This is a genomic window from Capnocytophaga sp. oral taxon 878 (assembly GCF_002999135.1).
Lineage (GTDB): Bacteria > Bacteroidota > Bacteroidia > Flavobacteriales > Flavobacteriaceae > Capnocytophaga.
Genome location: NZ_CP027229.1, coordinates 1,598,958 through 1,615,465 on the forward strand (window position 1 = coordinate 1,598,958; position 16,508 = coordinate 1,615,465).

Annotated in this window: 18 protein-coding genes; 17 read left to right on the forward strand and 1 reads right to left on the reverse strand. The window is 38.6% G+C overall.

Annotated features, from left to right (window positions below):
- Positions 1-46 precede the first annotated feature (46 nt).
- The 11 genes from C4H12_RS07260 (at position 47) to C4H12_RS07310 (ending at position 8,527) form a co-directional block, all read left to right on the forward strand.
- Positions 47-556: a glutathione peroxidase gene (locus C4H12_RS07260; protein WP_254424729.1), complete on the forward strand. Its 510-nt coding sequence runs from the start codon at positions 47-49 to the stop codon at positions 554-556.
- A gap of 4 nt (positions 557-560) precedes the next feature.
- Entirely contained in the window at positions 561-1,715 is a 1,155-nt protein-coding gene (locus C4H12_RS07265; RefSeq protein ID WP_106098320.1) for a glycosyltransferase family 87 protein, read from the forward strand.
- Positions 1,716-2,162: 447 nt separating this feature from the next.
- Entirely contained in the window at positions 2,163-3,089 is a 927-nt protein-coding gene (locus C4H12_RS07270) for a glycosyltransferase family 2 protein (protein ID WP_106098321.1), read from the forward strand.
- Positions 3,090-3,106: 17 nt separating this feature from the next.
- Positions 3,107-3,874 carry a polysaccharide deacetylase family protein gene (locus tag C4H12_RS07275; protein ID WP_106098322.1) on the forward strand — a complete coding sequence of 256 codons (768 nt, stop codon included), beginning with the start codon at positions 3,107-3,109 and terminating at the stop codon, positions 3,872-3,874.
- Positions 3,875-3,885: 11 nt separating this feature from the next.
- On the forward strand, positions 3,886-4,524 hold the full coding sequence (locus C4H12_RS07280) for an Imm43 family immunity protein (protein ID WP_106098323.1): 639 nt from the start codon (positions 3,886-3,888) through the stop codon (positions 4,522-4,524).
- 4 nt (positions 4,525-4,528) lie between these two features.
- Positions 4,529-5,245, forward strand: coding sequence for a bacillithiol biosynthesis deacetylase BshB1 (bshB1, locus tag C4H12_RS07285; RefSeq protein ID WP_106098324.1), 717 nt, complete (start codon positions 4,529-4,531; stop codon positions 5,243-5,245).
- A 240-nt stretch (positions 5,246-5,485) separates the two neighbouring features.
- Positions 5,486-5,677 (forward strand): membrane or secreted protein, encoded by a 192-nt coding sequence (locus tag C4H12_RS07290; RefSeq protein ID WP_106098325.1) that lies wholly within the window; start codon positions 5,486-5,488, stop codon positions 5,675-5,677.
- A gap of 9 nt (positions 5,678-5,686) precedes the next feature.
- Positions 5,687-6,232, forward strand: a complete 546-nt coding sequence (locus C4H12_RS07295) for an RNA polymerase sigma factor (RefSeq protein ID WP_106098326.1) — start codon at positions 5,687-5,689, stop codon at positions 6,230-6,232.
- A 63-nt stretch (positions 6,233-6,295) separates the two neighbouring features.
- Positions 6,296-7,114 (forward strand): 3-methyl-2-oxobutanoate hydroxymethyltransferase, encoded by an 819-nt coding sequence (gene panB, locus C4H12_RS07300; protein ID WP_106098327.1) that lies wholly within the window; start codon positions 6,296-6,298, stop codon positions 7,112-7,114.
- Positions 7,114-7,953: a YoaK family protein gene (locus C4H12_RS07305; protein ID WP_106098328.1), complete on the forward strand. Its 840-nt coding sequence runs from the start codon at positions 7,114-7,116 to the stop codon at positions 7,951-7,953. Before panB ends, C4H12_RS07305 begins: the two co-directional genes overlap by 1 nt.
- Positions 7,844-8,527, forward strand: a complete 684-nt coding sequence (locus tag C4H12_RS07310; RefSeq protein ID WP_106098329.1) for an RluA family pseudouridine synthase — start codon at positions 7,844-7,846, stop codon at positions 8,525-8,527. Before C4H12_RS07305 ends, C4H12_RS07310 begins: the two co-directional genes overlap by 110 nt.
- A 2-nt stretch (positions 8,528-8,529) precedes the next feature.
- On the opposite strand, the gene C4H12_RS07315 is transcribed toward C4H12_RS07310, so the two are convergent.
- The gene (locus tag C4H12_RS07315) at positions 8,530-10,329 is read right to left on the reverse strand and encodes a long-chain fatty acid--CoA ligase (protein ID WP_106098330.1); all 1,800 of its coding nucleotides are present in this window, start codon (positions 10,327-10,329) and stop codon (positions 8,530-8,532) included.
- A 303-nt stretch (positions 10,330-10,632) separates the two neighbouring features.
- Here C4H12_RS07315 and C4H12_RS07320 point away from each other — a divergent pair, with 303 nt between their 5' ends.
- The 6 genes from C4H12_RS07320 to C4H12_RS07340 all read left to right on the forward strand — a co-directional run bounded on the left by C4H12_RS07320 (position 10,633) and on the right by C4H12_RS07340 (position 16,440).
- Positions 10,633-12,018 (forward strand): DUF5723 family protein, encoded by a 1,386-nt coding sequence (locus C4H12_RS07320; RefSeq protein ID WP_106098331.1) that lies wholly within the window; start codon positions 10,633-10,635, stop codon positions 12,016-12,018.
- Between the two features lie 118 nt (positions 12,019-12,136).
- Complete coding sequence (locus C4H12_RS07325) at positions 12,137-14,401, forward strand: GH92 family glycosyl hydrolase (protein WP_106098332.1); 2,265 nt, start codon at positions 12,137-12,139, stop codon at positions 14,399-14,401.
- Between the two features lie 146 nt (positions 14,402-14,547).
- A complete protein-coding gene (locus C4H12_RS07330; protein WP_106098333.1) occupies positions 14,548-15,147 on the forward strand; it encodes a hypothetical protein in 600 nt (199 codons plus the stop codon).
- 18 nt (positions 15,148-15,165) lie between these two features.
- Positions 15,166-15,315: a hypothetical protein gene (locus C4H12_RS13700; protein WP_164997595.1), complete on the forward strand. Its 150-nt coding sequence runs from the start codon at positions 15,166-15,168 to the stop codon at positions 15,313-15,315.
- A 134-nt stretch (positions 15,316-15,449) separates the two neighbouring features.
- Entirely contained in the window at positions 15,450-15,863 is a 414-nt protein-coding gene (locus C4H12_RS07335; protein WP_106098334.1) for an SMI1/KNR4 family protein, read from the forward strand.
- A gap of 28 nt (positions 15,864-15,891) precedes the next feature.
- The gene (locus C4H12_RS07340; RefSeq protein WP_106098335.1) at positions 15,892-16,440 is read left to right on the forward strand and encodes a hypothetical protein; all 549 of its coding nucleotides are present in this window, start codon (positions 15,892-15,894) and stop codon (positions 16,438-16,440) included.
- Positions 16,441-16,508: the final 68 nt, after the last annotated feature.

The window sequence follows — 16,508 nt, forward strand, 5'->3', positions numbered from 1 at the left end:
TATGAGATTTTTAGTTTTTTTTATTAGCTTTTTTAGTTTTTGTAATATGAGTGTTATAGCACAGAACAGTTCTGATAATCAGACAATTTACCAATTTACTGTAGAGGACATCAACGGTAAAGATTTTGCTTTTTCAGCCCTTAAAGGGAAGAAAATTATGATTGTGAATACGGCTTCGAAATGTGGCCTTACTCCGCAATATAAAGATTTGGAGGCCTTGTATGAGAAGTACAAGGATAAGGATTTTGTGATTGTGGGCTTTCCTGCTAATAACTTTTTGGGGCAGGAACCTGGTAGTAATGAGCAGATTGCTACGTTTTGCAGTTTGAATTACGGTGTTACATTCCCTATGATGGCAAAGATTTCGGTTAAGGGAAAGAATATGCACCCTGTGTATGAGTTTTTGACGCAGAAGGCTAAGAATGGCTTGGAGGATAGCAAGGTGCAGTGGAATTTTCAGAAGTACCTAATTGGCAGGGATGGCAAATTAGAGAAAGTAATTGGCCCGAGAACGCTTCCTTTTGCAGAAGAGATTGTGCAATGGATAGAGGAGTAGTGTAATGATGAAGAGGTTTTTGGCGGATTACCGTTACATTACTATTTTGTGGTTTGCGCTGGCTTTTGTGCCGGTGCTGCTGAATGTTTGGATTGCGGGGCGCTTCAATAATTATCTTATTTTTGATGGGGTTTTTTGGCATACTATTAGGCAGTTACCGTTGTATGTGGCTTATCCTGATGAGTATTTTGATACGAACCATTATGGGGTACTGTTTAGTGCGGTGATTGCTCCGTTTGCTATTTTGCCTAAGTGGTTGGGCTGTAGCTTGTGGATTATTGCCAATGCGGGCTTTTTATACTGGGCTGTGCGGCAGTTACCTTTATCAAAAAAGGGGATTATTGTGGTGCTGCTGATTGCTGCTCATGATTTATATACGGCGGCATCGATGCAGCAGTTTAACATCAGTGTGATAGGGCTGCTGGTGGGTGCTTTTGTATTTGTGGAGCGCAAACAGAGCCATTGGGCGACGCTGCTCATTGTGATAGGTACGCTTACTAAGCTATATGGCATAGTGGGGTTGGCTTTCTTTTTTTTCGCCCAAGATAAGTGGCGATTTGTATGGAGTGGACTGCTATGGCTGGGGGCGCTGTTTTGCTTACCAATGTTATATTCATCGGGGGAGTATGTGGTTCAGGCGTATTACGATTGGTATGCCTCACTTTCGGAAAAGAATGTATCGAACTTAGGGACAGCTACTTACAACTTGCAGAACTTATCGGTTTTGGGTTTTTTGCAGCGCACGGGGATTTACAATAATAATGGGGTGGTGATATTGATTGGCTTGTTATTATTGGGTTTGTGCTTTTTGAAATTCAAAAAATATAAGGATTTGGATTTCAGGCTGCTAATGTTATCGGCTGTGAGTATGTTTTTGTGTTTGTTCAGTACTGGAACTGAAAATAGTACTTATGTGGTGGCTTATGTGGGGATTGGTATATGGTTTGCGGTGAGTAGACTGCCACAATGGCTGAAAGTTGTGCTATTGGTGGGGGCGATATTGGGCTCATTATCACCAACGGATATTTTTAAGCCTTTGAAAGAGGGGTATATTATTAGATATTCACTGCGGGCTGTGCCTGTGATGCTTGTGTGGCTGGCTGTGATATGGGAAGGTTTTTGGGGCGTAGGAGATACTAAGGAAATGAGAAAAATATAGCGTTTTGTTATTTTTTTTGTGATTTTTGCAAAAAGAAGGTTTAGGTATAAAACGGCTGACTATCAGCAAAGTAAGGCTTATCCTTCGTTTATAGTTCGTTTATAGTTCGTTATTCGTTCGTTTATCCATCATTCATTCTCTATATTTTTTTTGCTTATCTTAGCTGTAAGGTGATTGATTATTAAGGGATTGCTTTTTTATACTTAAAGGGAAACTAAGGTGAGAAAAAATTGAAAGATTGGCAATAAAAATGGAAAAAAGATGATAATTTCTCATTTTTTGGGTTTGGGGTAATAGGTTTTATGGCTATAGGGGTTGGGAAGGCTGTGTGTTTTTGTGTGGAAATTTATGGTAGAAGCGACAAGAACAGAGGTTATAGGGACGATAGTGAGACTAAGACTACTTATATGGGGAAAGTTATAATTAAATTTAGTTAGAGAAAAATATATGAAAACAATAGAAATTGTAGTGCCTTGTTACAATGAAAGTGGTAATATTAGGGCGCTGTATGAGGGAGTGAGTAGTGTTTTTAAGGAAAAACTATCGGGATATGCCCTGAAAATGTTGTTTGTAGATGATGGGAGCCGTGATGGGACGTTGGAACTACTTAAAAACTTATCGGAGAGTGATGATAGGGTGAGTTATTTGTCGTTTTCGCGTAATTTTGGGCATCAATTGGCTGTGAAAGCAGGTTTGGACTACTCGGAAGGGGATGCGGTAATATCAATGGACTGTGATTTGCAACATCCGCCAGCACTTATACCAGATATGGTAGCTAAGTGGGAACAAGGTTATGAGGTGGTAGCTACCCTGCGCACTTATCCTAAGGAGACGCCTAAGAAGAAGAGGAAGAGCTCTGAACATTTTTATAAACTATTGAATTTGCTATCGGATGTGGAGATAAAAGAAGGTAGTGCAGACTTTAGATTACTGAGTAAGAAGGTGGTAGAAGTGATTAAGGAGATGGATGAGAAGGAACCTTTCTTGCGAGGTATGGTGCCTTGGGTAGGGTTCAAGCAGGTGTATATACCTTATATGGCTGAACAACGCTTTGCTGGTGAAAGTAAGTATACAGTAAAGAAGATGCTGCAACTGGCTATCACAGGGGTTACTGCTTTTAGTGTGAAGCCTTTGTACTTTGCGGTATTTTTAGGTTTTGGGTTTTCATTGCTCTCACTGCTATATATTCCGTATGTAATTTACTCTTTTCTAAATGGTTCGGAGATATCAGGCTGGGCTTCGCTCATTATGACTATTGTGTTCTTTGGAGGATTGCAGTTGATTATTTTGGGGATTATAGGGGTGTATATTGGTAAGATTTTTAAGCAGACAAAAGAAAGACCGAGCTATATTGTGAGCAAACATAACAAGTAAGAGATAAGAAATAGAAAATGATATATTTAAGTTTTGATATTGAGGAATTTGATATGCCTAAGGAATATGGGTATGATATCCCGTTTGGGCAACAAATAAGTGTTTCGAGGGAGGGGTTAATAGCAATATTAGACCTTTTAAAAAAGTACGATATACGGGCTACCTTCTTTTCGACAGTTATTTTTGCTGAACAAGTGGCGGATCTTATTCATAGGCTGATAGATGAAGGACATGAACTAGCATCACATTCATATTATCATTCGGAGTTTAAAATAGATGATTTGGAAAACTCACGCGAAACGCTAGAAGGGCTTTTTAAAGTACCTATTACGGGCTTGCGGATGCCACGAATGAAAGAAGTAAATGCTGAGGATGTGAAAAGAGCGGGATTTGAATACAACTCATCTATCAACCCTACCTATTTACCTGGGAGGTATAACAAATTGAGTAGCCCTAAGCGTTATTTTAAGGAGGGAGATCTTTGGCAGATACCCGCAGCTGTGAGTTGGTTTAGGATTCCGCTGTTCTGGCTTTCATTTCATAACTTTCCACTGTGGTTGTACAAATTTTTGCTAAAAAGGTGTGTGGCTTCGGTAGGATATGCTGCTTTGTATTTTCATCCTTGGGAATTTACAGATTTACATCAAAAAGAGTATAATTTCCCTAGTTATGTAATGCGTAATAGTGGTGAGCTGATGATAGCGCGATTTGAACAATTATTGCAGTACATTAAAAAACAAGGATGGAAGACAGGAACTTACAACCAAATAATTACTAATAAGTAATAATTAACAATATGACAGAAAAGTTATTTATTTGGTTTATGACCACTACAAGGTGGAAAAGTGGAGTACCACAGTTTTTCTATAATTCTGAACTTTTAGATTTCACAAATCCTAATAATTCTGACTGGAAATACATGAAGAACATCCCTCCTAAAATGCTTCTTAAATATAAAAGTAAAGGGACTGTTAAGTTTGATTGGGTTATCTATAGAAATAGAATAATGGTTATCTCAGAAGAGTTTCTATCTTTTATTAGAAAATATTGGAGTGAAAACCGTTATACATTGTCTGATTGTATTGTGCAAAACTCAAAAGGAGAGAGTTGTTCTAACAAGAAATACTTTGTCCTTTTTGTTTTAGAAACTGACAATACGCTTTTTACTATTGATGAAGAAGGAAAGAAACGTATAGCAGGTAATAGTTTTGAATATTTATACCCTAATATTTCAGTAAAAAGTGAGAAAGAAGGTTTTTTCTATTATGATAAATGTGCTTATGACGAGGGACTGATACTAACCACAGAAATAAAAGATATCATTTTAAAATCATTTTATAAGCCTGAAATATATGAGATAAAAGATTTCCCTACGGCTTATAATAATATGAATAAGAAAGAGGAGTTTTTACCTAAAGTAGTAATTAACAATTAACAAAATGAAATTAGATATATTAGCTTTTGGCGCGCATCCTGACGATGTAGAACTAGGTGCTGCTGGTACCATAGCAAAAGAGATTAGTACAGGCAAAAGTGTAGGTATTATTGACCTCACTCAAGGGGAGTTGGGCACACGTGGGAGCGCCGAAATACGCCATCAGGAAGCAACAAAAGCCCAAGAACTACTAGGCGTGAAAGTACGTGAAAACCTAAAGTTTCGAGATGGCTTTTTTGTAAATGATGAAATACACCAACTGGAGATTATTAAAAGAATACGAAAATACCAACCCGAAATTGTACTATGCAATGCAATTGATGACCGACATATTGACCACGGAAAAGGCAGTAAGCTGGTAAGTGACGCCTGCTTCCTTAGTGGGTTACGACGTATAGAAACCGAACTAGATGGCGTAAAGCAAACTGCTTGGCGCCCTAAAGTAGTATACCATTACATTCAATGGAAAAATATAGAGCCTGATTTTGTTGTAGATATCAAAGGCTTTATGGAAGCAAAGGTAGCAGCTGTATTAGCCTATAGCTCACAATTTTACGATAGCAACAGTAATGAACCCACTACCCCTATCTCTGATAGAAACTTCTTGGACAGCGTTACATACCGCGCTCGAGATTTGGGCAGACTTATTGGTACAGATTTTGCGGAAGGTTTTACAACCGAGAGAGTCCCTGCCGTAGAAAGCCTTTTCCAATTAAAGTAAAAAACAAATCACAAGATAACAAACATACAATCCACCCCCATCCATATCCAAATAACATTAAATCCATCTTATAGGTTGAACGAACGAATAACGAAGGATAAACGAACTATAAACGAAGGATAGTTGGCCAGCTGTGCAGTTTCGCATTTGCATTTAATAAGCAAAAAAACATCTAATCCACACAGCCTCCTAAATATCCTACTGCATATTTAAAATCACATACAAAATTAAATAAAAAGAATGAAATTAGCATTTTTAACCATTGGCATACTGCTGCTATGTGTAGCCGGAATGGCAATTAAAATATGGGGCAAAAAAGGCGGCAAATTTTCTGGTACCTGCGCCAGCCAAAACCCACACCTAAACCCAGAAGGTGAGGCTTGTAGCTTTTGCGGGCGCACCCCCGATGAACAAGAATGCCGTAACAAATAAAAAAAGGCTATGCTTGGTAACCTTTCCGAGAAAATAGCAGAAGCAAAAAAAGGCAACCAGCGAGCTTTTAGCTGGTTGCTAGATGAGTTTTGGGCTGAAGTGTACGCCTTTCAGCTAAAAAGAGTGAATGACGAGGCCGAAGCTGAAGATATTACAGTACAAACATTTGCACGTGCTTTTGATAAAATAGGAAGCTTTGATGAACAATATTCATTCAGAACTTGGCTATTCACTATCTCAAAAAACATCCATATTGACTCACTAAGGCGACAAGCAGAGCCAATACTACATTTAGACTCAGAAGAAAAGGAATCTAAGCGCATTGCCGACGATACCCCTACCATTGAGGATAGCCTCATTATGGAACAACAGTTTGATTACTTGCTAAAAAGTATCAAGCAGCTAAAAGAACCCTACCGAACAGCAATACAGTTGCGCTACTTACAAGAAAAAAGCTATAAAGAAATAGCCGATGAGATGAAAAGCACAATGAACAACGTCAAAATCACACTGCTACGAGCCAAGAAAATGCTCATCAGCAAATTTAATAATTAGCAAATTTGCCAATTTGCTAATTATTCGTAAATTTGCCGCCAAATTAAAAAAAATAATAAAAAAATGTCAGCAGTTAGAAAAGATTACAAAAGAGTAACTACCAAGTCGGTAGTAGAGATGAAAGCTAATGGAGAGAAGATTTCGATGCTTACAGCCTACGATTATACTTTTGCAAAATTATTGGATAGCGCAGGGATTGATGTTATTTTGGTAGGTGACTCGGCTAGCAATGTAATGGCTGGTCACGAAACCACATTGCCCATTACGTTAGACCAAATGATTTACCACGCTTCATCAGTAGTACGTGGCGCAAACCGTGCTCTTATAGTGGTCGATTTGCCTTTTGGTACCTACCAATCCGATCCTAAAAAGGCACTGCGTTCAGCCATCAAAATAATGAAAGAAAGTGGCGCACACGCCATTAAATTGGAAGGTGGTAAAGAAGAAGCCGAAAGCATTAAGCGAATAGTAAATGCAGGCATCCCTGTAATGGGACACTTAGGACTTACACCCCAATCAATACACCAATTCGGCTCATTTGCATTACGTGCTAAAGAAGAAGCTGAAGCTCAAAAACTAAAAGAAGATGCAAAACTATTAGAACAATTAGGCTGCTTTGCAATAGTGTTAGAAAAAATACCTGCCAAATTAGCCGAAGAAGTAGCTAAAAGCGTACGCATCCCTATCATTGGTATTGGTGCAGGTAGCGCCGTTGATGGGCAAGTACTTGTAATGCAAGATATGTTAGGAATGAGCAATGAGTTCCAGCCACGTTTCTTGCGCAAATACGCCAATTTGCAAGAAGTAGTTACTGCCGCAGTATCACATTACATCGAAGATGTGAAAAGCGTTGATTTCCCTAACGAAAAAGAGCAATATTAATGTTCCGACATCAGGGGAAAAGCCGTACTGCCAAACATAATTTACAAATAGCCGTAGTGCTCTCATTCGTAGCAGGAATGGTGAACGTTACCGGCTTTTTGTTTGTGGGTAAGCTTACCACCAATGTTACTGGCCACTTCGCTTATTTCATCTATGATGTATCAGTAGCCGAGTTTTGGAAAGGGCTCATCTATTTTCTGTATATTTTTGCCTTTTTGATAGGCTCATTCACTTCGGGACTTTTAATTGAAAACGCTAATTATAAGCGTAATCATAACAAATACCTCGCCCCTACCCTATTAGAGTGCTTTGCACTACTAATGGTGGTGGGGCTTTGTTTTTTCTTCCAAGAAGCTATTCCGGCAGATGTAACGGCTTGCATACTACTATTTGCTATGGGGTTACAGAATGCTTTTGTTACAAAGATATCAAACTCTGTAGTGCGTACTACACACCTTACGGGTTTGTTCACCGACTTAGGAATTGAACTGGCTCAACTACTTTACCTGAACCGCAACCACTATGAAAACCAGCTTACTCATATTAAGAATACTATTAAGCTGAGACTTTTTATCATTACCTTTTTCTTTTTAGGAGGCTTTAGTGCTGGGTATTTTTATATCGCACAGGGGCTTTCTATCTATACGTTACTCATTTCGGTAGGGATTCTTCTGTTGGGACTTTTTTACGATGGATTGAGGTTCTTCTATTTTACTAATAAACGTCATTATGAGACTTATAACAAACGCAGGAAACGTAGACGTGCTTTACGAAGACAATCACGTTATAGGCGTAAGCAAGCGAGCGGGCGACATCGTGCAGGGCGACAAGACGGGTGATACGCCTTTAAGTGATATTATTAAGCAGTATCTAAAAGAGAAATACAACAAGCCTGGTGAGGTGTTCTTGGGCGTGGTACATAGGTTGGACCGCCCTACTACTGGTGTTGTGCTTTTTGCTAAAACTTCAAAAGCTTTATCACGGCTCAATGCTATGTTTGCCAATAAAGAAGAGGTGCGAAAAACCTACTGGGCTTTGGTAGATGCTATGCCTCCTGCTGAAGAGGGTACGCTTACCCATTGGCTGGTGCGCAATGAAAAGCAAAACAAATCGGTGGGATATAATAAAGAAGTGCAGCACAGCAAGAAGGCTGTACTGCACTATAAGTTATTAAAGGCTTTTGATAGATATTATCTGCTGGAAATAGACCTTATTACAGGGCGACATCACCAGATTAGGGCGCAGCTGGCTGCTATTGGGCTACATATTAAAGGCGACCTTAAATATGGGGCTAAACGCTCTAACCCTGATGGGGGTATTTGCTTGCACGCTTATAGCTTGGATTTTGTACATCCTGTGAAGAAGGAGGAGATTCATATTAGTGTTACGCCTGAATGGGGCTTACCTAATTGATTTTATTTGTACATTGCTTCTATTTCGCGGCTGTAATTGGCGTAGATTACTTTTCGCCTTAGCTTTAATGAGGGTGTTATTTCATTTCGCTCGATAGTGAAAGCGGTAGGCAAGAGTGTGAACTTCTTGATTTGTTCATAGTCGGGGAGGTCTTTTTGGAACTTTTGTAGTTGCTTACCTATGTACTCTATTACCTGACTATGTTTTATCATATCGGTGGTGTTTTTGTATTTGATGTTCAGGTCTTTTAGGGCTTGTGCTAGCATTTCATAGTTGGGTACTATGAGTGCTGACACGAATTTTTTTCCATCGGCGATAACTGCTATCTGCTCGATGAGGTTGTATTTACCCACTTTTCCTTCTATCATTTGTGGGGCTATGTATTTTCCGTTGGAGGTTTTCATTAATTCTTTGATTCGTTCGGTAATAAATAGGTTATTATTACCGTCGAGTTTACCTGCATCGCCGGTGCGTAGGTAGCCATCGGGGGTGAATACTTTGGCGGTTTCTTCTGGATTTTTGAAGTATCCTTTCATCACCATTCCTCCTTTTACGAGTATTTCATTTTCTTCGCCTATGCGTACTTGTACGTTGGGCATTACGTTTCCTACGGATTGTGGGTTGATGCGGTCGTCGTCCCAGCAGGAGATTGTGGCTACGGTTTCGGTCATTCCGTATCCTAATTTGAGGTTGATTCCTATTGATTGGAAGAATCGGCCTATGCTGGGTTCGAGGTTGGCGCCTCCGCAGGGCATAAATTTGATGCGGCCTCCGAGTGCTTCTTTTAGTTTTTTATAGACGATTTTATCGAATAGGTTATAGGCTTTTTGGAGTATTAGTGATGGTTTTTTGCCTTGTTCGCGTAGGTTGAGTACGCGCTTTCCGGTGGCTATTGCTAGGCGGAATAGTTTTCGTTTTAGGAAGGTGGCTGCATCGGCTTTGTCGTGTACGGTGGCGAATATTTTTTCGTAGAATCGTGGTACGGCGCACATTAGTGTGGGGCGTACTTGTGTTAGGGTTTCTTTTACGAGGTTGGTATCGTCGAGGTAGTATATTGTTACGCCTCTGTTTAGGCAGAAGTATGTCCAGGCGCGTTCAAAGACGTGGGACAGTGGTAGGAATGCGAGTGAGATATCGGTATCATCGACTGTGGAGAGGCGCTCGTTATGGCCTACCATTTGGAATGCGAGGTTTTCATAGGATAGCATTACTCCTTTGGGGTCGCCGGTGGTGCCTGAGGTGTAGATGATTGTAAAGAGGTCGTCTAGATTTTGGTCGTTGATGCGTTTTTGTAGTTCGGCGTCGTACTGGGGTGTGCTTCCGAGTGAGAGGAAGTTGTCCCAATGGATGGAGTATTGTTGTTCGGTAAGTGGGATGTTATTCTCCATCACTACGATCATTTGTAGTGAGGGGCATTGTGGTGCTATTTGGAGTGCTTTGTGGTATTGTTTTTGGTCGCCTACGAATAGTACTTTTACCTCGGCGTGGTTCATTACGTAGAGGGCTTGTGGTGGGGTGTTGGTGGTGTATATGGGTACTGTGATGGCGCGTATTTGGAGGCAGGCCAGATCGGTAAGTGACCATTGTGGTGTGTTTTGTGATAGTATGCCGATGGTGTCTTGTGGTTGTATGCCTAATGATATGAGGGCTTTGGAGAGGAGGGTGGTTGTGGTTCCTACTTCTGCCCAAGTAATAGCCTGCCACTGAGATGATTGTGTTCGTTTCATCAGGGCGTCTTTTTGTGAGTACTTCTGCACATTATGGCGGAAGATTGATACAAAGTGATAGGCTGTTAAATCCATTTTTTTTGTTATCTGAATTGATTATTCGGGGCAAAGGTATGAATATTTTTTAAATTGGCAAGTGTGTGGAAAGAAATGGGTATGGGGAGGTTTTTGGGGGGTGTGGTATGTGGTTGGGATGGTTTTGCTGCTATCCTTCGTTTATAGTTCGTTTATAGTTCGTTATTCGTTCGTTCATCTTAGGGGTTATGGGGGTGGTATGTGGTTGGGGTGTGGTGTGTGGTGTTAATTTTGTTAATTATTATTTGGATATTGGTATTTTATTTCTATCTTTGTGCCCTAATTTAAAATGTTTTTTATACGATGAGAAAAGTAATTTTATCAGTTCTTTTGTTGGGCTCGATGGCTATGGAGGCGCAACAATCATTTGCTGGTTTTCGTGAGAGTCCGTATGCTGGTGTGCTACAAGCTACTACGAATCCGGCTTATATGATTAGTAGTAAGCGTTCGTGGGATGCGAGTTTATTTGTAGCGAATGTTGGTTTTGGTAATAGTGCGATGAACCTTACTTCGGACATTACTAAGGATTTTAACAATTACACTAAACTGGACAGAACCAATGGTTTGTTGCAAAATAATGACATTAATGCGCGTTTGAATGTGGATGTTTTGGGGCCATCGGTGTTTTTGAAGATTAATGACAAGCATTCGGTTGGGGTATTGACTAGGGTTCGTGCTATGGTAAACATCAATAAGTTTGATGCGAAGATGCTTCAGTCATACATTGATGATGCGAATAACTTAAATTTGACTACTCCTTATAATTTGAATATTAATGATCAAGAGGTTGTGGGTCATGGTTTTTCGGAAGTTGGTTTTTCATGGGCTGGTGAGCTTTATTTTGATGGGCATAATGCTTTGAAAGCTGGGGCTACTATAAAATATTTGATGGGGGCTGGTAATATTTATGCTGGTTTTCGTGATTTTAGTGGTACTGCGAGTATTACTTATGACCAGGTTAGCAAGAAGGCTACTTTGAATATTAACTCTACCTCGGGTACACTGGAGGTGATTAACGGTGGTTCGGACTTTTTGAAGTTTAATAACTTCCAAGCAAGCAGCCTTACTGGTAAAGAAGCTGCGGGTGTGGGACTAGACCTTGGTTTGATTTATGAGTATCGTTTTGATGGCTGCCAAAGTTGTCATAACAAGCCTCACGATTTGAGGATAGGCTTTTCATTAATGGATATTGGTAGACTTAGTTACAATACTAACAGTGGTTCATCACGTTACACTATGCAAGGGGGTACTGCTAATTTGCCTCTTGAAGACCTTAGTGAGGATACTTTGAAGAATATTTTCCAACAGCATTACGTAGTAGGTAAAAAGGTGAAATCATCATTGCCTACGACTATGAACTTAAGTGCTGATTATCGTATTTGGGATGGTTTTTATGTGAATGCTTCGGGGCTTTTTAACTTGGTAAGCAAGAGCAAGAATGATTTATACAACCCTCATTACTCTAATACTTTTTCAGTAACACCGCGTTTTGATACGAGTGGTTTTGGGGCTTACTTGCCTATATCATACGATAGTATGACTAAGACTAATGTGGGTGTTGGGTTGAGATTAGGCCCGCTTACTTTGGGTTCGAGTTCGGCTATTAGTAATTTCATAACTAAATCGGGCAAGGATTTGAATTTCTTTGTTGGGGTAAGATTTGGACACTTGGCATATCCTATGAATTAATAAATAGGCAATTGAACAAATTAATAAGTAATATAAAGGCTGTACAGCGAGGTGCTGTACAGCCTTTTTTGTTAATTGTTATTTGTTTTGTATCTTTGCAGAAAATAATTATTACTTTATGAAGCGACTATTACTTTTAACTATTTGGGGTAGTTTGGTGGGTTGTAATACACCTGCTACTGAAGAAAAAGAGACTGCTATTGAAACACAAAATACTGCTGTAGTAGCTGAAACAACGTATTTGGAGTATGTAAATACGCTGATGGGGACGGATTCTAAATTTAGCCTTTCTAACGGTAATACGTATCCGGCGATAGCTGTGCCTTGGGGTATGCATTTCTACACTCCTCAAACTAATAAGATGGGTGATGGCTGGGCGTATCAGTACCACGCTGATAAGATTGTGGGCTTTAAACAAACACACCAACCGAGTCCGTGGATTAATGACTATGGGGCTTTTGCACTAATGCCGGTAGTAGGCGACTTAAAAATTAAAGAAGAGGAAAGGGCTTCGTGGTTTTCGCACAAGGCAGAAACGGCTCAGCCTCATTATTATAAGGTATATTTGGCTGATTATGATACATCGGTAGAGATTACTCCTACTAATAGGGCGGCGCAGTTTCGTATTACTTTCCCTGAAACGGATAAGGCTTATTTATTATTAGATGCTTATTTTAAGGGGTCGATGGTGCAGGTATTGCCTAAAGAGCGGAAGATTATAGGTTATGCACGCAATAACAGCGGAGGGGTGCCCGAGAACTTTCATAATTACTTTGTTCTTACCTTTGACAAGGACTTTGAGACTGTACAAACCTGGGGTGATGGCTTTAAACTATCTAAAAATACTGAGAGCAAGGGTGAACATACTGGGGCTGTAATAGGTTTCAGTACGAAACGCGGTGAACAGGTAACAGTAAAGGTAGCATCATCATTTATTTCGGCAGAACAAGCCTTATTAAACTTACAAACAGAGATAGGCAACGATACTTTTGAACAGACTAAAGAAAAAGCTGTTGCTCTTTGGGAGAGTGAACTGGGCAAAATACAAGTGGAAGATGAGAACATAGACCACTTACGCACTTTCTACTCTTGTTTGTACCGCATATTGCTCTTCCCTCGTACTTTCTATGAATACAACAAGGAAGGAGAAATAGTGCATTACAGCCCATATAACGGGAAAATAGAAAAGGGTTATATGTTCACCGACAATGGCTTTTGGGATACTTTCCGCGCTGTATTTCCACTATTTAACCTATTGTACCCCGAAATGAACCAACAGATGATGAAGGGATTGGTGAATGCTTATAAAGAATCGGGCTGGTTACCCGAGTGGGCAAGTCCGGGGCATAGGGATTGTATGATAGGTTCAAACTCGGCTTCTATTATTGCTGATGCTTACCTAAAAGGTAATATAGATGATGCTGATGCCGAAATACTTTTAGAGGCAATGCTGAAGAACGCTACCCAAAACGATGGGCGACCCGTAAAATCGGTAGGGCGTGAAGGAGTAGATTACTATAATACACTGGGCTATGTGCCTTATGATGTGAAAATTAATGAGAATGTAGCACGTACCCTTGAGTATGCTTATGCCGATTATTGCATTGCACGTATGGCAGAGAAGATGGGCAAGACTGATATAGCTAAACAATACTATGAACAGTCCAAACGCTATAAAAATGTATTTGACCCCGAAACTAAGTGGATGCGAGGCAAGAATAAGGACGGCAAGTTCCAGTCACCATTTAATCCGCTGAAATGGGGAGATGCATTTACGGAAGGAAATAGTTTGCACTACACTTGGTCGGTATTTCAGGATTTTGAAGGACTCATACAACTGATGGGTGGCAAAGAGGCTTTTGAGAAAAAGATAGATGAAGTATTTGAAATGCCGCCTTTGTTTGACGATTCGTACTACGGATTTACCATACACGAAATACGTGAGATGCAAATTATGGATATGGGTAACTACGCTCACGGCAATCAGCCTATCCAACATCTTATTTACCTATATAACTATGCTGGCAAACCACATAAGGCTCAAGCTAAACTGCGGGAGGTAATGGAAAAACTGTACTCCCCTACCCCTGATGGTTATTGCGGTGATGAGGATAATGGGCAAACCTCGGCATGGTATGTGTTTTCGGCCTTGGGTTTTTACCCTGTAACCCCTGCTAGTGATACTTATATTTTGGGTAACCCTTTATTTAAAACAGTGAGCCTGCAACTGCCTGAAGGCAAAAAGTTTTTAATTAAGAGTGTAGCACGCAACAGCACTAATAACTTAGTAGAGTACATTCAGCTAAACGGCAAGAAAATAGAAGGTTTTGAAATACCTTTTGGAGCTTTTAGAGAGAATGGGACATTGACTTTTTTTAGGTAAATCACGATAGACGAATTACGAGGTAAGAACTAGAAATTTTATTTCCCTAATAGATGAAAGTGATTATCCCGATAACTTAATCAAAAAGAGAAGTATTTTTCACATACAAGCAGTAGAAAAACTTATTAAAATATAACTGAGAGAATATGGAAAAGACAAGAGATTGTCAGCTGTTTATGACTCCTAATGACGAACATTTATTTTGTAAAACACTGAGAGAGTTTAATCCTAATATTTATTTTTTAGACACCACTCCTTCTTTTGAAGCAGATATAGATAAAAGACTTTTTGAGGATGTTTCTATACTTGATAGTAAGTTCTTCTCTATAGTTAACTTTGATTTAATAAATAAAGAAGAACTACAGAAAAACTATAAAATGTATGGTGATTATTATCATTTTGATTGTTTAGGAAGAGCTCAAATGCAATTTTTACGTTCTCATCCGGATATTTATGAGAAAGGTTGCTTGCAACATGGTAGAATAGCCGATTCTTATCACACAGAAGATGAGGAAGAAAAGAAATGGAAAAATAAGGTTTATAATATTCTTAGAAAACTAGGAGAAAAAGTGTATTGGTACTATTCTCTCCCTAATGGAGGAAAAGAAATAAATGAGAAACCTCAAAGCAATTTAGTAGCCCTTCCTGATGCAATTATGATGTATAATGGTACAAAAGAGAACTTTATGCTTAATAGTGCGGCTAAATATGTGCCTAAAGGAATTACTATCAATGATTTAATATAACTATAAAAATAAAGCTAAATGGAAAAAGTAAATGATTTTACTATAAGAAAAGAATACCCAAGGGAGAAAGATTATATAGTTTGGGAATATGAAGATAGCTTTAAAACAGTCTTCAAGAATTATGGATTAATACATGCAAATATATTTCCAGCTGGGAATTTCTTTTAGAAATGAAATCTTTGAAAAAATTGAGTCTTTTTAGCTGTGGAAAGATATATCCTAATGAAAAGATTCTTTCAACTCTGAAAGGAAGAGGGGTGAAAGTATTTTAGCTTTATTGCCTCAATTAATGCTATATAGAAATGAAAAATATTATAAAGGACTTAGAAAAAGGAGGCTGGAATAGTAATAAAGGAGCAAATTTAAATAATATAGGTATAGCTCAGAAGCAATTACATATTGCATTTCCAGAAGATTATTTAGAGTTTTTAAAATGGAACAATGGTGGGGAGGGATATATAGGGGAAAACTATATTTCATTTTGGAAAGTAGAAGATTTAGAAGTTTTGAATAGAGAATATCAAATTCAAACTTATTTATCAAAAGGATACTTAGGGATTGGTACTGATGGAGGGGGAATTTGTTATGGCTTTTGTTTGGGAAAAGGATTTGCTATTTTCAAATGTTCTTTGGGAGATTTAGATATCAAGGAAATAACTATTGTAGCTAATTCCATAAAAGATTTTTTTGGTAACGCCTTAGTTTCAGAATTATAGAAAAATAACCATAACAACAAGTAATAGAATGACCCCTTTATATGCACAATGTATCCCCTATAACAAAAGTATTAAGGGACGTATAGGAGGAAACCCTCCCATAAGTATAGAAACTGAAATCCCTGAAGGATATGCTTTCTATGCAACACTTGTTCATCCAGAGAAAGAAAATAAGATGTTATCTATTTTGATTTCCAATGATTTTAATCAATTGATACATCATCAATCTTATCCAAACATTCTTATCAAAGTAGTTGAACATAGTTTTTCTTATGAAGGAGATAAATATAATCTTTCATTACCTCAGATAGGAAAAACTTCCTCAATTAGTGATTATAGTAGGAACAAACAAAAGTTTAATTTGGTACAAGTAGGAGGAAGACCTGACTTTATAGATGATGATCCTGTATATTATGAAGAATTATTAGCAGATGATTACAGTTTCTACTTATCAATAGATGAAGAAGGTTATGATGTACCATCTATGAAAATGGTTATATTTTCTTATGGTGCAGTTTATCTTTACAAACATAATAAAACAGGCGAAATTATAGCTGGTTTTTGGCAATATACATAAATGAAAGTTGGAAGATAACAAATTGATAATTAGTAGCAGAATTATAGAAAAAAATAACCTCAATAAAT